Raw genomic sequence first — 18,596 nt, 5'->3', positions numbered from 1 at the left:
GCTCCTGGCCGTCCAAAGATGGGCTTGTAAAGGTGGTTTGGGCGTCCATAGAGTTTTGGTAGATGCCTGATCCTGACGAACCTGCGGGCTATAACAAGGACAACCCGTTTTCGGCCACTCTGACCGTCAACCGGATTCTCAACAAGCCGGGTTCGGCCAAAGACACGCGTCATCTGGTTGTCAACGTGGCCGGCAGCGGATTTCGCTACAAGACCGGCGATTCGCTCGGCGTCTTTCCGTCCAACCATCCGGAGGTGGTCGACGGTGTCTTGAAACAGGGAGGGTTCAGCGGGCAGGAGCCGGTTGCCCTGCCCAAGGTTGAGGGTCTGCTCCCGCTGCGCGAAGCGTTGAGTTCGAGATTGAGTCTGGCCCAGCCAACCCGGAAATTCCTCGAGTTCTTCATGACCCGGACTTCCGATCCCTCGGAGAAGGCGCGACTCGAGGAACTCCTGTCCGGCGAAAAGGCGGAAGCGTGCCGCGAATACCTGCTCAACCGGGAGGTCCCCGACCTCCTGGAGGATTTTCCGGGGGTCCGGCTGTCCGCCCAGGATCTGGTCGATCTCCTTCGCCGGCTGAATCCGCGGCTCTACTCCATCGCATCGTCTTTTCTCGCCTACCCCGAGGAGATCCATCTGACGGTCGCCCCGGTGCGCTACACGACGAACAATCGGGAACGTCACGGAGTCTGCTCCACCTTCCTGGCCGACAGGGCCAGGCCCGGAATCGACCAATTCCCCGTTTTTCTTTCAAGTTCGCACTTCGGCCTGACCGAGGACAAGGCCCGGGATATCATCATGGTCGGTCCGGGTACGGGGATCGCTCCGTTCCGCGCTTTCCTTCAGGAAAGGGAAGCGACCGGCGCCTCCGGCAGAAACTGGCTCTTTTTTGGCGACCAGCATGCCGCCACCGACTACCTTTACGGCGAGGAATTCGAGGATTACGTGAGGAAGGGGATCCTACATCGGGTCGATCTCGCCTTTTCGCGCGACCAGGACCACAAGATCTATGTTCAGGACCGTCTGAGGGAAAGCGGCCCCGAGATATGGAAGTGGATTCGCGATGGCGCCATCTTCTATGTTTGCGGCGATGCCAAACGGATGGCGAAAGATGTCGACACCGCCCTCAGGGACATCTTCATGCAGGCGGGCGGAATGAGCGAAGACCAGGCCGCCGAAGCAATCAAACTCATGCGTCGCGAGAAGCGCTACCAGCGTGATGTCTATTGAGCAGAAAACACCCATTTGATGACACTTACCTTTGAAAATCGAACCGCCCTGGTGACCGGAGCCGGTCGGGGCATCGGGAAAGCGATTGCCGAGACCCTGGCCTCCAACGGGGTCGAGGTGATCTGTGTGAGCCGGACCGCCGAGACCTGCACCGCGGTGGCGGACGGGATCATCGCGTCGGGAGGCAGGGCACGGGCCCTGCCGGTCGATGTTGCGGACAGTGCGGCCGTCCAGGCGGCCAGTGACTCCCTGCTGGCCGAATTCGGCGTGATTGATATCCTCGTCAACAATGCGGGGATCACCCGGGACGGATTGCTCTTCCGCATGTCGGACGCGGATTGGCAGGATGTCCTGCAGACCAATCTCTCCAGCTGCTTTTACTGGGTGCGCGGATTGGGACGGGCCATGACCCGCAAGCGCTGGGGCCGTATTGTCAACATCAGCTCGGTCTCGGGCATCGCGGGCAATGCCGGGCAGACGAATTACGCGGCGGCGAAAGCCGGGATGATCGGACTGACCAAGAGCCTGGCCCGGGAATTCGCGTCCCGTTCAGTCACCGCCAATGCGGTCGCTCCCGGATTCATCAGGACCGACATGACGGCTGCCTTCACCGGAGAAATCGGAGAGAAGATCCTCGCGGGAATTCCCCTGAAACGATTTGGGGAATCCGTCGACATTGCCAACATGGTGGCCTACCTCTGCTCGGAAGAAGCCAATTATATCACAGGCCAGGTTTTTACCGTTGACGGCGGCATGGTGATGTGATCCCAAGATCAACCCTTCAATTACTTCAGCAAGACTATGGCCGACCAGAAAACCATCGAACAGCGGGTTAAAGAGATCATCGTTAACCAGTTGAACGTTAACGAAGAACAGATAACGCCGGAAGCCTCCTTCCTTGACGACCTCGGGGCCGATTCGCTCGACACAGTCGAGTTGATCATGGCCTTCGAAGAGGAGTTCAAAGATGAGATCAATGGTGAGATTCCCGAGTCGGATGCCGAAAAGCTCCAGACGGTCGGGGATGTCATCAAGTACATCAGCGAGAAGTCCTCAGGCTCCTGACTTCGGCGCTCACCGGATTGTTTGCTCTGCTCATGGGTCCGTGATGACCGCGTGAGCAGGGCTTTTTTCATGGAATACCCCAACGACAAACGCCGGATAGTGGTGACCGGCCTCGGAGTGATCACCTCTCTGGGGCAGGACATCGATGCGTTCTGGGCCAGTATCCTGGCCGGCAGATCCGGGGTGAGTCGCGTCCAGGCTTTTGACACGACGGAGTATTCCTGCCAGATCGGCGCCGAGGTCGCCGATTTCAAGGCGGAGGACTATATGCCGCCGAAGGAAGTCCGCCGCAATGACCGCTACACTCATTTTGCCGTGGCGGCGACCAAGCGCGCCGTCGAGGACGCGGGACTCGATACCTCCTCGTTGAATTCGGAACGCTTCGGCGTCTTTGTCGGCTCCGGTATCGGGGGAATGTGGACGATCGAGAATCAGTCCCGTATTCTCTTTGAGCGGGGGCCACGCAAGATTTCCCCCTTCATGATTCCGTCGCTCATCGCAAACATGGCGAGCGGCATCATCGCGATCGAAGTCGGCGCACGCGGTCCGAACATGTCCATTGTGACAGCCTGCGCGACCGCCACCCACTGCATCGGAGAGGCGCTGCGCACCCTCCGGTCGGGAGGCGCCGACATCATGCTGGCGGGTGGCAGCGAGGCCGCCATCACCCCTCTCGGATTTGCCGGTTTCTGTGCGATGAAGGCGATGAGCACCCGCAATGACTCTCCCGCCCAGGCGTCGCGCCCCTTCGACATCGGCCGCGATGGGTTCATCATGGGCGAAGGATCCGGCATTCTTGTGCTGGAGACCCTCGAACACGCCAGGGCCCGCGGCGCCCGGATCTACTGTGAGATCAGCGGCTACGGATCTTCCTGCGACGCCTTTCACATCACTCAGCCCGATCCCGAGGGTCGTGGTCTTTCGTTGGCCATGCGAGAGGCGCTGAAGGATGGCCGGATCAATCCGGACGAGATCAACTACATCAACGCCCACGGCACGTCGACGCCCTACAACGACAAATTCGAGACGATGGCGGTCAAAGCCGTTCTCGGGGAACATGCCTACCGGATCAAGATGAGTTCGACCAAGTCGATGACCGGCCACCTCCTGGGCGCGGCCGGCGGGATCGAAGCGGCCATCACTGCCAAGGTCCTCCAGACCGGTTCCATTCCGGCAACCATCAATTACGATGAGCCGGATCCGGAATGTGACCTCGACTACGTGCCCAACGTCGCCCAGACCGGTTCCGTCCGGGTTGCGATGAGCAACAATCTGGGTTTCGGCGGTCAGAACGCTTCGCTCGTTTTCCGGGCGATCTGAAGGAATCCGCTCGACCCCGGGGTCGAATCTCCGCGGTCCGAAAGCGGCGAATTCAATGCTTTTCAACGCATCTCCCGATGCTAATCTCACCGAATCTATGGATAGAACTCTTATCATTTTTAAGCCCGATTGCATGAAGCAGGGCCACGTGGGCCAGGTGTTGGCTCGTTTCGAGAGCACCGGCTTCAAGGTCGTTGGTTGCAAGATGATCCAGTTGACTCCCGCTTTGCTGCGTGAGCACTACGCACACGTTGCGGACAAGCCGTTTTACCCGGAGATCGAGAATTTCATGAGCTCCGAGCCGGTCATCGTGATGGCCCTTGAAGGGGAGGGGATTGTCGACAAGGTCCGCACTCTTCTCGGCCCGACCGACTCGAGCAAGGCGGAGAAGGGCACCATCCGGGGCGATTTCGGCAAGGACGTCATGGTCAACGTGGTTCACGCCTCCGACAGCGACGAGAATGCCGCCATCGAACTCAAGCGCTTCTTTGCGGCCGGCGAATTGTTCTAGGGCTGCCCCGAACAGCACCAGGGAAAGCGGTATTTTTTCAGCTGTTCGGATTTGGAAGACGGCCACGGAGGCATTGCGTTACGTAATGCATGCCAATGCGATCGTCGCGCTCTGACCCCTCTGGGAACTCAGTAAAAGACATTCCGGTCGAGGCTGCGGTACTGGATGGCTTCGAGCAGGTGGGATTGGCCGATTGATTCGGCGCCGGCCAGGTCGGCGATTGTCCGGGCGACTTTCAGGATCCGGTCGTAGGCCCGTGCCGAGAGCGACAATTGCTCCATCGCTCCCTGAAGCAGATCGCCCAGTTTGTCGTCAATCCGGCAATGTTCACGAATCTGCCGTTGGCTCATCCTAGCATTGCAGGGAGTTCTCCGCGAACGCAACCGTCGCCGTTGCCGGTCCCGGGCCTTTTCGACCCGGCCTTGAATGACCGAGGAGGACTCGCCGGGCTCCTCACGGCGCAGTTCGCCGATGCCGAGGGCGGGAGCCTCGATGTGAATATCGATCCGGTCCAGCAGGGGGCCGCTGATCCTGGCCCTGTAGCGCTGGATCTGGCTCGGGGAGCAACGGCATTCGCGTCTGGCATCCCCGAGATACCCGCAGGGGCAGGGATTCATCGCGGCGACCAGCATGAAACTGCAGGGCAACTCGACCTTGCCGGCGCTGCGCGAGATGGAGACGGTGCCGTCCTCGAGAGGCTGCCGGAGTACCTCCAGGGCCGAGCGCTTGAATTCGGGGAGTTCGTCCAGGAAGAGAACCCCGTTGTGCGCGAGCGAGATTTCACCGGGCCCCGGGATGGATCCTCCTCCCAACAGGCCGACGTCGCTGATCGTATGGTGAGGCGAACGGAAGGGTCGCTTCATGAAGGGAAGCCCGCCGTTGATGGTCCGACCGGCTGCCGAATGGATCCGGAGGACATCCAGGAACTCGTCCAGTCCCGGCGTGGTCATGATGGTCGGAATCCGCTTGGCAATCATTGATTTGCCTGATCCGGGAGGGCCGATCATCAGGAGGTTGTGCCCCCCGGCAACCGCGACCTCGACTGCGCGGCGCACCGCGGCCTGACCCTTGATCTCGGAGAAGTCATTGCCCGGTTCAGATTGCGGATCGGCCGCCGGAGGATCGGCCGACAGCGGCTCAAGGGGACATTCTCCTTCCAGAAATCGAACCGCCTGGTCGAGCGAATCGACCGCATAGACCGGGATGTCCCGGACCAGGGCGGCCTCACGGGCTGAAACGGTGGGGAGGAGGATGCCGCGGCGACCGAGTTTCTTCGCCAATTGGGCCATGGCCAGGCCGCCCCGGATCGGCCGGGTGGCGCCGGAGAGGCTCAGTTCACCGGCCAGCAGGTAGTCATCAAGATTCTCGACGGCGTGAAACTGATTGGTGGCCGCGAGTATGCCCAGTGCAATCGGCAGGTCGTAAATCGGGCCCTCTTTCTTCAGGTCACCTGGTGCCAGATTGATCGTCGTCCGGAGTCGGGGAGGATCGAAGTTCGTATTGGTCAGAGCCGAAAAGACCCGGTCGTCGGACTCCTTGACCGCGGCATCAGGCAGGCCGACCAGGATGAGCCTGGGATCGCCGGACTGGCCGCTGTTGACCTCGACCGTGACCGGGACGGCATCAATCCCCTGCAGGGCGGCAGAACAGACGGTGGCGAGCGACATGGGCGGGACGAGTCAAAGGAGCACCCGGGTTTCTGTCAATCGCGATAGGGTTCATTTGTTCACCTTCATGCAAATCGGGTAAACCTGCGGAATCCCCGTGGACAAACCCCGGGAATTCTCTTCCTTCAGGTTTTGTTTTCATCCATTCTCACTGTCCTCCAAGCCGGAGGCAGAACCCCCTCTTCACCTTTGAATATCGGACTCACCGGAACCATTGGGTGCGGCAAATCCACCGCCGGGCGATTGCTGGGCGAGCGGGGAATCGAACGGATCGACTGCGACGAGATTGTCCGGGAGCTCCTCGTCTCGGATTCGCAGGTTCTCCGGGAGATCGTCGACGCCTTCGGGACTTCCGTCTTTGCCGCTGACGGATCTCTCAACCGCAAGGCTCTCGGGGCGATCGTCTTTGCCGATCGATCCCGCCTTGCCGTTCTCGAAGAAATCCTCCATCCGCGGGTCTCGGATCGCTGGCAGGGGAGGATTCGAGGGGAGCCGGACCGGCACCATGTCGTGGAGATCCCGCTTCTTTTCGAGAAAAACCTCCAGAAATGGTTTGATTTCACGATCTGTGTAGCCTGTGATCGGCGGACACAGCTTGAGCGGCTTGGCCGGCGTGGGATGACTGCCGAGGAAGCCGACCAACGCATTGCCGCGCAGCTTCCGCTTTCCCGAAAGATCGATTTGGCGGACTGTGTTCTGCTCAATAGCGGCACGCTCCCTTTTCTATCCGACCAGATTGACTGGTTGACCCAAACAAGAAACCTCACCTAAACCACGCCTTTTCGATTCCGGGATTTCCCGGAGACCTCAACCGCACGACGGGTCGGTCCGGATAAGGTGTGTGTCTGCCCGAAGCATGGATAACGAGATGGATACAAGTGACGCCTCCAAGGCCGCGTCTCCCGCCGCCGAAGCCAAGGCGGAGTCGAAACCGAAGACCCGGAGGACTCCGAACCGGCGGTCCCCCAGGAAGGCAGCCAGAGGAGAATCTTCCGAAGCTCCACCTCCGGCTGCCTCGGAGGAGCGGCCGACGGCGGCCCCGGAAACAGTCGAAAAGGCGACCCCACCGGCATCGGCCCCCGTGCAGGAAAACCCGCCTGCTGCGACCGGAAACGAATCCCAATCCGCGAAGGCGCCGGAGGCCGAGCGATCGGTCCCTGAAACGGGAGATCGGGGGGATCGGGGCGGTCCCAGATCGGAAGGCAATGGAAATGGCTACCGGATTCGTCCCGAGCAGCGCGGCGACGATTCGTCGTTTCGCGGCGATGATCGCCGCGGTCATGGATTCGGCCAACAGGGTGGATTTCGCAAGAAGGGCAAGAAGGGCAAGAAGGGTCGGGGAGGAGGCGGCGGAGGAGGTCCCCGCAACGAGACCCCGGGTTGGATCCAGCCGCTTCCGCCGGATGACCTGGTACAGCTTTACGGGGATCTTCCCGACCCGTCTCATTATGTCAGTCTGGAAGAGATGTCCGCCCGAGCCGCCGAGATCGAAGCGAGTGGGGGGGACCCGGTCTTCCTCGATCAGGTGGACGCCCTCAATCTGGGCGAATTGACCGCCTTTGTTCAGGGTCGCGGAATCAAGGTCGAGGGGCGCCCGAGCCGCCGGCAGTTGCTTCGCGATCTCTTCAACCAGGTGCGGGAGTCCAGGACCCCCTTGATCGATCGAGGACACCTCGATCTCTCTCCGGAAGGCCACGGATTCATCGTCCACAGTTCGAACAATTACCGCCTTCTGCCGGAAAGCAGTTTTCTTTCGAGCGCCTTCATTCGCAGCTTTGGCCTGAAGCGGGGGCACGAGATCGAAGCCCTTGTCAAACCGCCCGAGGAAGCGGAGCGCTGCCCGGCAGTCCTCAAGATCAAATCAGCGATGGGTCGGGATCCTTCGACCGTGGCGGACATCGCTCCGTTCGAGGATCTGATTCCGTTCTATCCGACCGAGCGAATCCTGCTCGAGGTGGTTTCGGAAAAGCCGGCCAAGGAAGTGTCGATGCGGGTCTTCGATATACTCACCCCGATCGGGTTCGGCCAGCGTGGGTTGATCGTCGCGCCGCCCCGGACCGGCAAAACGATCCTGCTTCAGGGAATCGCCAATGCCGTGGCCATCAACAGTCCCAATGCCCGGCTCATCGTGCTCCTGATCGACGAGCGGCCGGAGGAGGTCACCGATTTCCGCCGCAATGTCCGCGGAGAGGTCGTCAGTTCGACATTCGATGAGAGCCCGGAAAGCCATGTCCATGCCGCCGAAATGGTCATCTCCAAGGCCCGTCGCCTGATCGAAATCGGCGAGCACGTGGTCATCCTTCTGGACTCGATCACCCGGTTGGCCCGTGCCTACAATGCACTCGCATCCAACAGCGGGAAGATAATGTCGGGCGGTCTGGAGGCCACGGCCCTCCAGAAGCCGAAGCGCTTTTTTGGAGCCGCCCGCAATATCGAGGGGGGCGGCAGCCTGACCATCATGGCCTCGGCCCTGGTGGACACGGGCAGCCGGATGGACGAGGTTATTTTCGAAGAATTCAAAGGGACCGGGAATATGGAGGTCCATCTCGACCGCGACCTCGTCAACAAGCGTATCTTCCCTTCTATTAATGTGGAGCGCAGTGGCACCCGGAAGGAGGAGTTGCTCTATCACCCCGAGGAGTTGAGCCGGATTTACGCCTTGCGCCGGATCATGCAGGGCGTGCCACCGAGCGAAGCGATGGAGATGCTCATCACGCGTCTGCGCAAGACCCGGACCAATGCCGAATTCCTCATGTCCCTGAATCGTTGATTGTTGCCGGATGGCATCGACCGTTTCTTATCTGCCATGGTGAGCACCAGGGACGACTATGTGGTCCGGCTCCTTCTGGAGAAGGGGTTGGTCGATCCTGAGGTCGTCGACGAGATCCGCGGTCGCCGGGTCGAGAATGAGGACCTGACATCGGCACCAAGGGGGCTGATCGACCTGCTCATCAGCGAGAGGAGGATCGAGCCGGCCGCCATCACCCAACTGCTGGCGGCCGAGTTCCGGATGCCGATCATCGACTTCAAGACGTTCCGGCCGGATTTCGGAGCGATCGAGGCCGTCCCCCGGGAGATGGCTGAGCGCTTTCACGTCCTTCCTTTGTCGATTGAGGGGAATGTCCTGCGGGTCGCCATCAGCGATCCCCTCGATGTCCAGGCGGTCGACACCCTCAGTCATGTCCTGCGATTTGAGGTTGAGCCTCATCTCGCGGCCTATCACGAGATCAGTGAGGAGATCACGCGCTGTTATGGGGTCAATACGAACACGATGGAGTCCTTCCTCGATGACCTCGCCCTTCCAGGGGGCGACAGGATCGAAAGCAGGGCCCCCGCGACTGACATTGACCGGACGTCGACTGAGGCGGACGCGCCCATCATCCGATTGGTCCATGTCATCATCACCGAAGCCTTCCGCCGGCGCGCTTCCGACATCCATCTGGAGCCGCTCGAGAAACGCTTCCGGGTGCGCTACCGGATCGACGGGGTCCTTCAGGAGGTCGAGAATCCGCCCAAACGGCTGCAGATGGCCATCATCTCACGGGTCAAGATCATGTCGAATATCAGCATCGCCGAGAAGCGGGTTCCCCAGGACGGCCGCATCCAGTTGCTGATCGAAAACCGGACGGTCGATCTTCGCGTTTCCTCGCTGCCGACCGCCCACGGCGAGAGTATCGTAATGCGGATCCTCGACAAGGAGGGGTTGCTCCTCGGGTTGCCCGAGCTGGGGTTCTTTACCGATGACCAGAGCGTTTTTGAGCGCCTGATCACGCTCCCGGACGGCATCATACTCGTGACCGGACCGACCGGCTCCGGCAAGACGACCACTCTCTACGCCTGCCTCAACGAAATCAATCGACCGGACCGGAAGATCATCACGGTTGAGGATCCGGTCGAATACCAGATCAACGGGATCAACCAGGTGCCGGTCCGTCAGGATGTCGGGATGACTTTTTCCTCGGCATTGCGGGCCATGCTCCGCCAGGCGCCCAATATCATCATGATCGGTGAGATCCGGGATCTTGAAACCGCCGAGATTGCCATCAATGCCTCCCTGACCGGCCATCTGGTCTTCAGCACCCTCCATACCAACGACGCCCCCAGCGCGGTCAGCCGCCTCGTCGATCTCGGGGTCAAACCCTTCCTCGTCGCCACTTCTCTGCGGGCCGCCATGGCCCAACGCCTCGTCAGGAAGGTCTGCAAGGCCTGCGCCGAGCCCGTCGTGCCCGAAGCTCACGAGTTGGCCGCCCTCAACCTGACCGATGAAATCCGCAAACAATCCACCTTCCGCAAGGGTATGGGGTGCGTCGAGTGCTCCAATACCGGCTACCGCGGCCGGATGGGGATCTTCGAGATTTTCCTGATCGACGAAAAGGTGCAGGAACTGGTTTTCGAGGGGGCCAGTTCCTTCCGGTTGCGGCAACGGGCCCGGGAGCTCGGGATGCACTCAATGCGCGAAGACGGTATCCGGAAATCAGTTGCGGGTCTGACGACCCTGGAGGAAGTCATCGGCAACACGGTGGGCGACCTCGACTGAGGCACTTCAGAACGCGGCCGAACGGCCGATGCTATGGGCAATCATGAGCATCGCCAGTTTCGCCCCCACCAACACCTCCAGTTACGAGATGAATGATCTCCTCGACCTGGTGGTGGAAGAGAACGCTTCCGATCTTCACCTCCAGGTCGGTCAACCGCCCACGCTCCGGATCAGCGGCAGCATGGTGCCCATCGACGGCCCGTCCCTCACCGCAGAAGATACCGAGCAGCTCATGCTCGCAATCACCCCGGACATGTATCAGCAACAGGCCAAGACCGAGGGTGGCGCTGACTTCGGTTTCGCCTTCATGGACAAGGCGCGTTTTCGGGTAAGTGTCCTTAAGAGCAAGGGCAACTACGGGCTGGTCCTGCGCCAGATCCCGAACGACATGTTCAGTCTCCGGGACATCGGTCTGCCCGACAAAATCAAGGAACTTCTTTATCGTCCCCGCGGATTGATCCTCGTCACCGGGCCGACCGGTTCGGGCAAGAGCACGACCCTGGCTTCCATGGTGAACTACATCAATGAGAACAGGGAAGGGCATCTCATCACGATCGAGGATCCGATCGAATACTATCACGAGCACAAGCGTTGCCTCGTCACCCAGCGTGAAATCGGAGTCGACGTGACCAATTTCTCCGAAGCCATCCGGCGTGCCCTGCGCCAGGACCCCGATGTCATCCTGGTCGGGGAAATGCGTGATCTTGAGACGATCGAGGCGGCCATCAGTGCGGCCGAGACCGGTCACCTCGTCTTCGCCACCCTCCATACGAATGGTGCCGCCAAGACGATCGACCGAATCGTCGACGCCTTTCCGGCCAATATGAAGGACATGATCCGGACCCAGTTGGCCTCCTCGGTGGTGGCCGTCCTCTCCCAGGTCCTCTGCAAAAAGATCGGTGGTGGGCGCATTGCCTCCTACGAGTTGATGGTCTCGACCAGTTCGATCCAATCCCTCATCCGGGACAACAAGACTTTCCGGATCAACTCCGAGCTGCAGACCGGGGCCGCCATGGGCATGATCACCCTCGATACCCACCTGCTCAGCCTCTACAACCGGGAGTTGATCTCGGCCGACGAATGCGCTGAAAAGGCCCAGGATCCGGCCACCATGCGCGAGAAGCTGCTCTCGATTGGCGCTCGACTCAAAGACCTCTGATCTGTGATTCTTTGGGACAGCGGGGGATTCGCCCGCCATCCCATGTTTGAGGCCCAGAGTATCGCTCTCTATGAAATGCTCCGCGATCGCGGGCTGGTTGAGGCTGCGCGATTGGAAACCTGTTTTCAGGAACACCGCGACGGCGGTAAACCTCTCGCCCGGCTCCTGATCGATCAGGGTGACCTCGTTCCGCAGAGTCTTCTGACCGAGGTGGCCGATTACCTGGGATGGGAGTGCCTGCTCCGTCCGCCGGCCGATATTCCCGAAGAGATTCTGGCCACGATTGATGGCAATATGGCCCGCATGTACGGGGTGGTTCCCCTGAAAGCGGATTCGACCACAGTCGACCTTCTGGTCAAGGATCCCTTCAACAGCCAGATTGTCGATGACCTGACCTTTGCCCTCCGCCGTGATGTCCGCCTCGTCGTGGCGGACAGCGAGCAGGTTGACGCGCTCATCCGGCATTATTACGGGGAGGACGACAGTTCCATCGAGGGTTTGATTGAAGAATTGACGGCCGGTCCGGTGGCCGCGGTCGACGACCTGTCCGAGCAGGACATCGAGGCCATGGCCGGCGAGACTCCGATCATCCGCTTCGTCAATCTGGTACTCAGCCAGGCGGTGAGGGACAAGGCCTCGGACATCCACTTCGAGCCGTTCGAGAACGAATTCAAGATCCGCTACCGGATCGACGGCTCACTCTACGAATTGGCGCCTCCCCCCGTGCAGCTGGCGCTTCCGATCACGTCGCGACTCAAGGTGATCGCCTCCCTCAATATTGCCGAACGCCGGGTTCCCCAGGACGGTCGGATCAAGATCACCATCGGCGGGCATCAGGTCGATCTCCGGGTTTCCACCCTGCCGACGCAGTTCGGGGAAAGCGTGGTCCTGCGGGTCCTCGATCAATCGGTCATCCAACTCGATGTGGACAAACTGGGCATGCCCCAGGATGTCTACGATCATGTCAACGCGGTGATCAGACGGCCCAACGGCATCTTCATCGTGACCGGTCCGACCGGCTCCGGCAAGACGACCACCCTCTACAGCTGCCTGCGCGTGCTCAATCATCCGGACGTGAAGATCCTCACGGCGGAGGACCCGGTCGAATACGAGATCGAGGGCATCATGCAGGTCGCCGTCCGACACCATGTCGGGCTGAGCTTCGCCGCAGCCCTGCGTTCCTTCCTCCGTCAGGATCCCGACATCATCATGGTCGGGGAGGTCCGGGATCTGGATACGGCCCAGATCGCCATTCAGGCCTCCCTGACCGGACATCTGGTCATGACCACGCTCCACACCAATGACGCGCCGGGCGCGGTCACCCGCCTGATCGACATGGGTGTGGAGCCGTTTCTCATCGCGTCGTCCCTTGAGGCGGTCCTCGCCCAGCGGTTGGTCCGGCGGATCTGCCCCGATTGTCGTCAGCCCTACCGCCCGGGCAGTGCGATGCTCGAGCAACTCAAACTGGCGCAAGCAGAGGACGGCGATCAGAGGTTCTTCCATGGAGCGGGATGTGATCTCTGCCACGACAACGGCTACCGGGGGCGGATGGGTATCTTCGAGATGCTGCGGGTCACCGACCCGATCCGTGAACTGCTCACCCAGCAGGCGCCGGCCATGGCCATCCGTCATCAGGCGCTCAAGGACGGGATGAGAACCCTGCGCGATGACGGGATGAGGGCCATTCACAATGGCTTTACGACCATCGAGGAGGTCATCAAGTATACCTGACCATGCCGAAGTTCACTTTCACCGCGATTGATACCGGAGGACGCGAACGGACGGGCCTGCTGGAGGCACCGACCGCCGAGCTGGCGTCGTCCCAGATCAAGAGCATGGGTCTGTTTCCGACCCGGCTGGTTGAAGACGCCGAGGACCCTGGGACCAAGCGGAAGAACCCCGGCTTCAGCCGGAATGGATCCGTAGCGGCGAAGCGAAAAAAGCCGATTGTCATCGGCAAGCCGGTCAACCTCAAGGGCCTGACCATCTTCACCCGGCAGTTGTCCATCCTCCTCGAGTCGGGTCTGCCCCTCCTGCGGGGACTGGAGGTTCTCGGGAAGCAGGAAAAGAAACCGGCCTTCAAGGCGGTCATCGAGGAACTGTCCGACAATATCCGATCGGGCAATACGTTCTCCGAGGGCCTGGAACGAAACCCCAAGGTTTTCAACCGACTCTATGTCAACATGGTGCGGGCGGGTGAGGCCGGCGGGGTTCTCGATGTCGTGCTCGAGCGCCTCTCCCGCTTCATGGAGAAGGCGGAGAAGATCAAGGGCAAGGTTCGGGCTGCCATGGTCTATCCGATCATCGTCCTGCTCGTGGCGGTGGGCATCCTGATCGGCCTGTTGATCTTCGTGGTTCCGAAGTTCCAGATGATCTTTGACGACATGCTGAAAGGCGCCAGCCTGCCCGTGCTTACCCAGATCGTCATGGATACGAGTGATTGGGTGAAAGGGAATTTCATGCTGACCATCGGCGGAGCCGTTGGATTCTACCTCCTTTTCAAGCTGGGGCGCCGCACTCGGCCCGGTGCCTTCGCCACCGACTGGGCCCTGCTCAACCTGCCTCCACTCGGCGAGCTCTTCCGCAAGGCCTCGGTTTCCCGGTTTGCCCGGACCTTCGGGACCCTGCTTTCCAGCGGCGTGCCCATCCTGCAGGCCCTCCAGATCACCCGGGACACCATCGGCAACACCATCCTTATGCAGGCGATCGACGATGTGCATGACCGGGTCAAGGAAGGAGAGGGCATCTCGGGGCCGCTCGAAGCGACCAGGGTCTTCCCCGTCATGGTCACGAGCATGATCGAGGTCGGGGAAGAAACCGGTCAGTTGCACGAAATGCTCAACCGGATCGCCGACACTTACGACGAGGAGGTTGACAATGCGGTGGCCGGTCTGACCTCGATCATCGAGCCGGTCATGATCGTGATGATGGCATTGGTCGTCGGCGTCATCGTCATCGCGCTCTTCCTCCCGATCATCCGGATCATCCAACAGCTCAGTTAGGGTCGGGCCTTTATCGTGACCCGGGGAAATAAAACCGCCGGCGTCCTTGTGGAACACCGGCGGGTTAGGTTGGTTCAGATTGTGGGTTGGAACTCAGACATCACCCGTCGGGATGATCACCGTGTCGATGACGTGGATGATGCCATTGGTGGCGTTAAGGTCGGCCTCGATCACGTTGGCGTCGTTGATCTGCACGCCGCCATTCTCAGTGGCCAGAGTGGCCGACTTGTTGTTGGCCATCGTGATATTCCCCGCGGTCACCAGGGACGAACTTACGGTCGCGTCCGGGAAAAGGTGATAGAGGAGGATGTCGGTCAGGGCCGGGATGTCCCCGAGGAGAGCCTCGACCGTTCCCTCCGGCAGTTTGGCGAAGGCTTCGTCATTTGGGGCGAAGAGAGTCTTCGGTCCCGCGGCATTCAGTGCGTCAACCAGGCCGGCGGCGGTCGCGGCAGCCAGCAGGGTGTCGAAGCCCGATCGCTTGGCCAGTTCGTCAACCAGAGTCCCCGTGCCGGATTCCGGAGGCAGGATCACCTGGTCGATGACATGGATGACTCCGTTGGAGGCAGCGAAGTCGACCTCGATGATGTTGGCGCCTTCAATCTGAACTCCGCCGTTTTCGGTCGTAATGGTGGCCTTGAAGCCATTGGCCATGCCGACTTCGCCGGCGGCGACGTCCTTGGAGTAGACTGCTGCTCCGGATACCACGTGGTAGAGCAGGATGTTGGTGAGAGCCGGTATGTCGTTCAGGAGGGCTTCGACGGTGCCGGCGGGCAGAGCATCGAAGGCTTCGTCGGTCGGCGCGAAGACCGTGAAGGGTCCGTCGCCGCTCAGGATGTCGACGAGATCGGCCGCCACGACCGCCGCGACCAGGGTGCCGAAGTTGTCGGCGTCAATCAGGCTGGCGGGGATGATCTTCAGGGCGATTTCGTAAGCTTCGCCGAGGGCGATGCCATCCATGTCGCCGGCCACTTTCATGGTATAGAGGCCGGGAGCCAGCATCGCGATGCCGCCGGATTCCAGGTCGTTCATCGGAGCCAGACCGGTCGAAGAGATGAACTGGGGCTGCTGGTCCTTCCAGTTGTCGTTGGTCCAGATCAGAGTCTCGGCGCCCATTTCGTCGCGTGAGAAGATGCGGACGTCGGTGTCCCCGACAGCGTTTTCGACCCCGAGGTCTCCAAGGCTGGGACCGAGGGAACGGAAGAAGATCGGCACGGTTTCACCGACCTCACCCTCGACGACGAGGCCGACGATCATGACATTCTCACCCGTGCCGACTTGGCTGCGGGTGGAAACGTTGATCAGGTTGGCGGCACTGACCGGCAGGGCCAGGGCAGCCGCGAGCAGACTTAGTGTAATGGATTTCTTTAGACGGATTTTCATTGATTGTGCGTTGGTGGGTTAGCTGCAAGGCGGCCCCCGAAGAGGTCGCCGTGTGGTTATCCCGTCTTTCGCACCATCCGGTCATCCGGATGCACAAACCGTCACTTTTCCGAATTATCTGGCCGTCATCAGCGCTCTGCGCGCACTCTGGATTGCCTCAGTATCCAGCCGGTCGCCCGTCCTGACGCCATTTGCCTTGAACCAGCCGTGGTTCATTTCGAGGGCGTAGAAAATATCATCCCTTCGCGAGACCACCTTTGTTTCATCGCGGGGAAACATCGGATATACTTCGCGAAGGGTGCCGTCTTCGGTGAAGAAACCGATGTCGAGTGGAATGAGGGTGTTACGCATCCAGAAACTCTGCCGTCGGGGACGTTCCGAAATGAAGAGCATGCCCTGGTTGTCTCCCAGCGACTCCCGATACATCAATCCACGGGCCTGGGTCGCCTGGTCGATCGCGAACTGGACTTCGAATGCGACCGCGCCAATCTCGAGTTTGAACCAGGCATCCTTCGCCACCGGCTCCGGGTCGCAGGCTGACACGAGCAGAGGCGCCAGAAACAGAACCAGACACCTCAACGGGGAGACGAAGCGGTGACGCAAGGACGGATATTCAGAGGAATCGGGCATCAGCTGTAACGGACTTTGAGGGAATCGTTGCCGAGTTTTGGCGATTTGGCGTGTCGTTGACAAACTGCATCTGGCAGACTGAGTGGAATTATGAAGGCCAAGCAAAAAAGCCGATCGGTCCGGCAAGAGACACCGATACTTCAATACGCCGACACCCGAAAAAGTGCCGACCAGTTCTATTCGGGAGGCTTCCAGGTGCCGGATCCCTTCATTTCAATTCATCTGGAAGGCGAGAAAATCGGTTTCTTCAGTCGGCTCGAAATCGGCCGGGCCGGCCGTGAATCGGGCTTTGACACGATCTTGTCCCTCGAGGAATGGCAGGAACGGGCCAGGAATGGGAAGAAAGGCGCCGTCCCGGGACCGTCGGAAGTCATTCGGCTCTTCTGTCGCGAACGGGGCATTCAGACTGTCCGGGTGGGATCGGACTTCCCGGTGGGCCTGGCCTTCGCCCTGACGTCCGGCGGCCTGGCCGTCGACGTCGCCCGGGGAATGCTTTTCCCGCAGCGGGAATTCAAGACGGATGCCGAGGCAGCCGCCATTGCCGAAGGCAACCGCTGCAGCGCGGCGGGTATCCGGGCCGCCGAACGGGTCCTGCAGTCCTCGCGGATCGTCGGCGAGTTCATTGTTTACCAGAATCGGCGCCTCACTTCTGAACGGCTTCGCCTCGAAGTGGAAAAAGCCTGCCTGGAGCGGGGGGCTGTTTCGGAGGACACCATCGTTGCGGGAGGTGTCCAGGCCTGCGATCCCCACTGCCGCGGCTCCGGCCTCCTGCGGGCGAATGAACTGATCATCGTCGACGTCTTTCCCCGGGTGACCGCGACCGGTTTTTACGGTGACATGACCCGGACGTTTCTCAAGGGGCGGGCCTCCGAGGCTCAGAAGAAACTGGTGGCAACCGTCCAGGAAGGACAACGGATTGCCCTGGAGCAGATCAGGTCCGGGGTCTCCGGGGCGTCCATTCATCGCAAGGTGTCCGCCTGGTTCGAGGCGCAGGGGTACCGGACGACCGAGACGTCCGACGGGCCGGTCGGATTCTTCCACGGGACCGGCCATGGACTGGGTCTGGAGGTGCACGAGCCTCCGAGGATTTCCGCGGTGGGACCACGTCTTCGCCGAAACCAGGTTGTGACGGTCGAGCCCGGCCTTTACTATCCGGGAATCGGTGGATGCCGGATCGAGGATGTCGTCCGGGTGGGCACCAAGGGACCGGAAATGCTCTCGAAGCTTCATTACCGCTGGCAGATCCGGTGATCGAGGGAGTCGTCGTTTGCCCTGTCCTTCCCGATCATGCCTGAACTCGCCGAGGTCGATTTCATGCGACGGCGCTGGGATGCGGGAATTGGCCGTCGCATCCTTTCGGTCCGCCTTCATCGAGGGGCGCGTGTCTTTCGGGAAACCGACCTGAAGGAATTGAGCCGATCACTCCCGGGCCGGATCCTGATCGGATCCGCCGGCCGGGGCAAACAGATGCTCTTCGAGTTTGAAGAGGAAGGATGGCTCGGTATCCACCTTGGTATGACAGGAGAGCTTCGGGTGGAGTCCGCGGATCACCGGCCGCGGCGCCACGAGCACCTGGTCCTCGAAATGGAAGGGCAGTCTCTTGTCTTTGAAGATCCCCGCCTCTTTGGCCGGGTGCGGTTCGCAACGGGAGTCGATGCGCCCGACTGGTGGCGGTGCCTGCCGCCACCACTGGAGGGACCGGACTTCCGCCGGTCCGACCTCGATGCCTTCCTCAAGCGCCGCAAGGGCTCCTCCCTCAAGGCGGTCCTCCTGATGCAGGAGCGCTTTCCGGGGATCGGCAACTGGATGGCGGATGAAATCCTCTGGCGCAGTCGTCTGCACCCGGGGCGCCGGGCCGGGTCGCTGGAATCCGACGAGCGGGCGCGCCTCTACCGCGAAATCCGGACGGTGGTTCGCGGTGCCCTCAAGCATATCTCCCGCCCCGGTGATCATTGGGGCGACCCGCCTCCCGGCTGGCTCTTCCATGAGCGATGGGCCGACGGTGGGCGGTGTCCGAAAACGGGACGGAAGCTGGAGCGCTCGACGATCGGCGGCCGCACGACCTGCTGGTCCCCGGCCTGGCAGAAGTAGGCATGTGA

The 18,596-nt window shown here is 60.9% G+C and carries 16 protein-coding genes; 13 read left to right on the top strand and 3 right to left on the bottom strand.

All coding sequences use genetic code 11. The features are described from left to right. Positions 1–62: 62 nt before the first annotated feature. From R3F07_07390 to ndk, 5 genes are all read left to right on the top strand, one after another. A complete protein-coding gene (locus R3F07_07390; GenBank protein MEZ5276184.1) occupies positions 63–1,226 on the top strand; it encodes a sulfite reductase subunit alpha in 1,164 nt (387 codons plus the stop codon). Between the two features lie 18 nt (positions 1,227–1,244). Further along, positions 1,245–1,991, top strand: a complete 747-nt coding sequence (gene fabG, locus R3F07_07385) for a 3-oxoacyl-[acyl-carrier-protein] reductase (protein ID MEZ5276183.1) — start codon at positions 1,245–1,247, stop codon at positions 1,989–1,991. Between the two features lie 36 nt (positions 1,992–2,027). Continuing rightward, entirely contained in the window at positions 2,028–2,291 is a 264-nt protein-coding gene (locus R3F07_07380) for an acyl carrier protein (protein MEZ5276182.1), read from the top strand. A 51-nt stretch (positions 2,292–2,342) separates the two neighbouring features. Next, positions 2,343–3,611 carry a beta-ketoacyl-ACP synthase II gene (gene fabF, locus R3F07_07375; protein ID MEZ5276181.1) on the top strand — a complete coding sequence of 423 codons (1,269 nt, stop codon included), beginning with the start codon at positions 2,343–2,345 and terminating at the stop codon, positions 3,609–3,611. Positions 3,612–3,708: 97 nt separating this feature from the next. Then, positions 3,709–4,122, top strand: coding sequence for a nucleoside-diphosphate kinase (ndk, locus tag R3F07_07370; GenBank protein MEZ5276180.1), 414 nt, complete (start codon positions 3,709–3,711; stop codon positions 4,120–4,122). A gap of 128 nt (positions 4,123–4,250) precedes the next feature. On the opposite strand, the gene R3F07_07365 is transcribed toward ndk, so the two are convergent. Then, positions 4,251–5,789: a YifB family Mg chelatase-like AAA ATPase gene (locus R3F07_07365; protein ID MEZ5276179.1), complete on the bottom strand. Its 1,539-nt coding sequence runs from the start codon at positions 5,787–5,789 to the stop codon at positions 4,251–4,253. Positions 5,790–5,978: 189 nt separating this feature from the next. Here R3F07_07365 and coaE point away from each other — a divergent pair, with 189 nt between their 5' ends. From coaE to R3F07_07335, 6 genes are all read left to right on the top strand, one after another. Further along, positions 5,979–6,560 carry a dephospho-CoA kinase gene (coaE, locus tag R3F07_07360; GenBank protein MEZ5276178.1) on the top strand — a complete coding sequence of 194 codons (582 nt, stop codon included), beginning with the start codon at positions 5,979–5,981 and terminating at the stop codon, positions 6,558–6,560. A 97-nt stretch (positions 6,561–6,657) separates the two neighbouring features. Beyond that, positions 6,658–8,559 carry a transcription termination factor Rho gene (rho, locus tag R3F07_07355; GenBank protein MEZ5276177.1) on the top strand — a complete coding sequence of 634 codons (1,902 nt, stop codon included), beginning with the start codon at positions 6,658–6,660 and terminating at the stop codon, positions 8,557–8,559. Positions 8,560–8,595: 36 nt separating this feature from the next. Further along, positions 8,596–10,326 (top strand): ATPase, T2SS/T4P/T4SS family, encoded by a 1,731-nt coding sequence (locus tag R3F07_07350; protein ID MEZ5276176.1) that lies wholly within the window; start codon positions 8,596–8,598, stop codon positions 10,324–10,326. A 43-nt stretch (positions 10,327–10,369) separates the two neighbouring features. Next, positions 10,370–11,485: a type IV pilus twitching motility protein PilT gene (locus tag R3F07_07345; GenBank protein MEZ5276175.1), complete on the top strand. Its 1,116-nt coding sequence runs from the start codon at positions 10,370–10,372 to the stop codon at positions 11,483–11,485. Positions 11,486–11,488: 3 nt separating this feature from the next. Continuing rightward, positions 11,489–13,216, top strand: a complete 1,728-nt coding sequence (locus R3F07_07340; GenBank protein MEZ5276174.1) for a GspE/PulE family protein — start codon at positions 11,489–11,491, stop codon at positions 13,214–13,216. A 2-nt stretch (positions 13,217–13,218) separates the two neighbouring features. After that, positions 13,219–14,487: a type II secretion system F family protein gene (locus R3F07_07335; protein MEZ5276173.1), complete on the top strand. Its 1,269-nt coding sequence runs from the start codon at positions 13,219–13,221 to the stop codon at positions 14,485–14,487. A gap of 93 nt (positions 14,488–14,580) precedes the next feature. Here R3F07_07335 and R3F07_07330 read toward each other — a convergent pair whose 3' ends face one another. Both R3F07_07330 and R3F07_07325 read right to left on the bottom strand, forming a co-directional pair. Beyond that, entirely contained in the window at positions 14,581–15,867 is a 1,287-nt protein-coding gene (locus tag R3F07_07330; protein MEZ5276172.1) for a fasciclin domain-containing protein, read from the bottom strand. A 114-nt stretch (positions 15,868–15,981) separates the two neighbouring features. Further along, positions 15,982–16,497 carry a DUF192 domain-containing protein gene (locus R3F07_07325; protein MEZ5276171.1) on the bottom strand — a complete coding sequence of 172 codons (516 nt, stop codon included), beginning with the start codon at positions 16,495–16,497 and terminating at the stop codon, positions 15,982–15,984. A gap of 90 nt (positions 16,498–16,587) precedes the next feature. On the opposite strand from R3F07_07325, the gene R3F07_07320 reads away from it, so the two are divergent. Next, on the top strand, positions 16,588–17,748 hold the full coding sequence (locus R3F07_07320; protein MEZ5276170.1) for a Xaa-Pro peptidase family protein: 1,161 nt from the start codon (positions 16,588–16,590) through the stop codon (positions 17,746–17,748). Positions 17,749–17,784: 36 nt separating this feature from the next. After that, positions 17,785–18,588 (top strand): DNA-formamidopyrimidine glycosylase family protein, encoded by an 804-nt coding sequence (locus R3F07_07315; protein MEZ5276169.1) that lies wholly within the window; start codon positions 17,785–17,787, stop codon positions 18,586–18,588. Positions 18,589–18,596 lie beyond the last annotated feature (8 nt).

It is taken from the genome of Opitutaceae bacterium (assembly GCA_041395105.1).
GTDB lineage: Bacteria > Verrucomicrobiota > Verrucomicrobiia > Opitutales > Opitutaceae > B12-G4.
The sequence above is the reverse complement of the archived record's forward strand: the minus strand, read 5'-3'. Positions and strand labels throughout refer to the sequence as shown.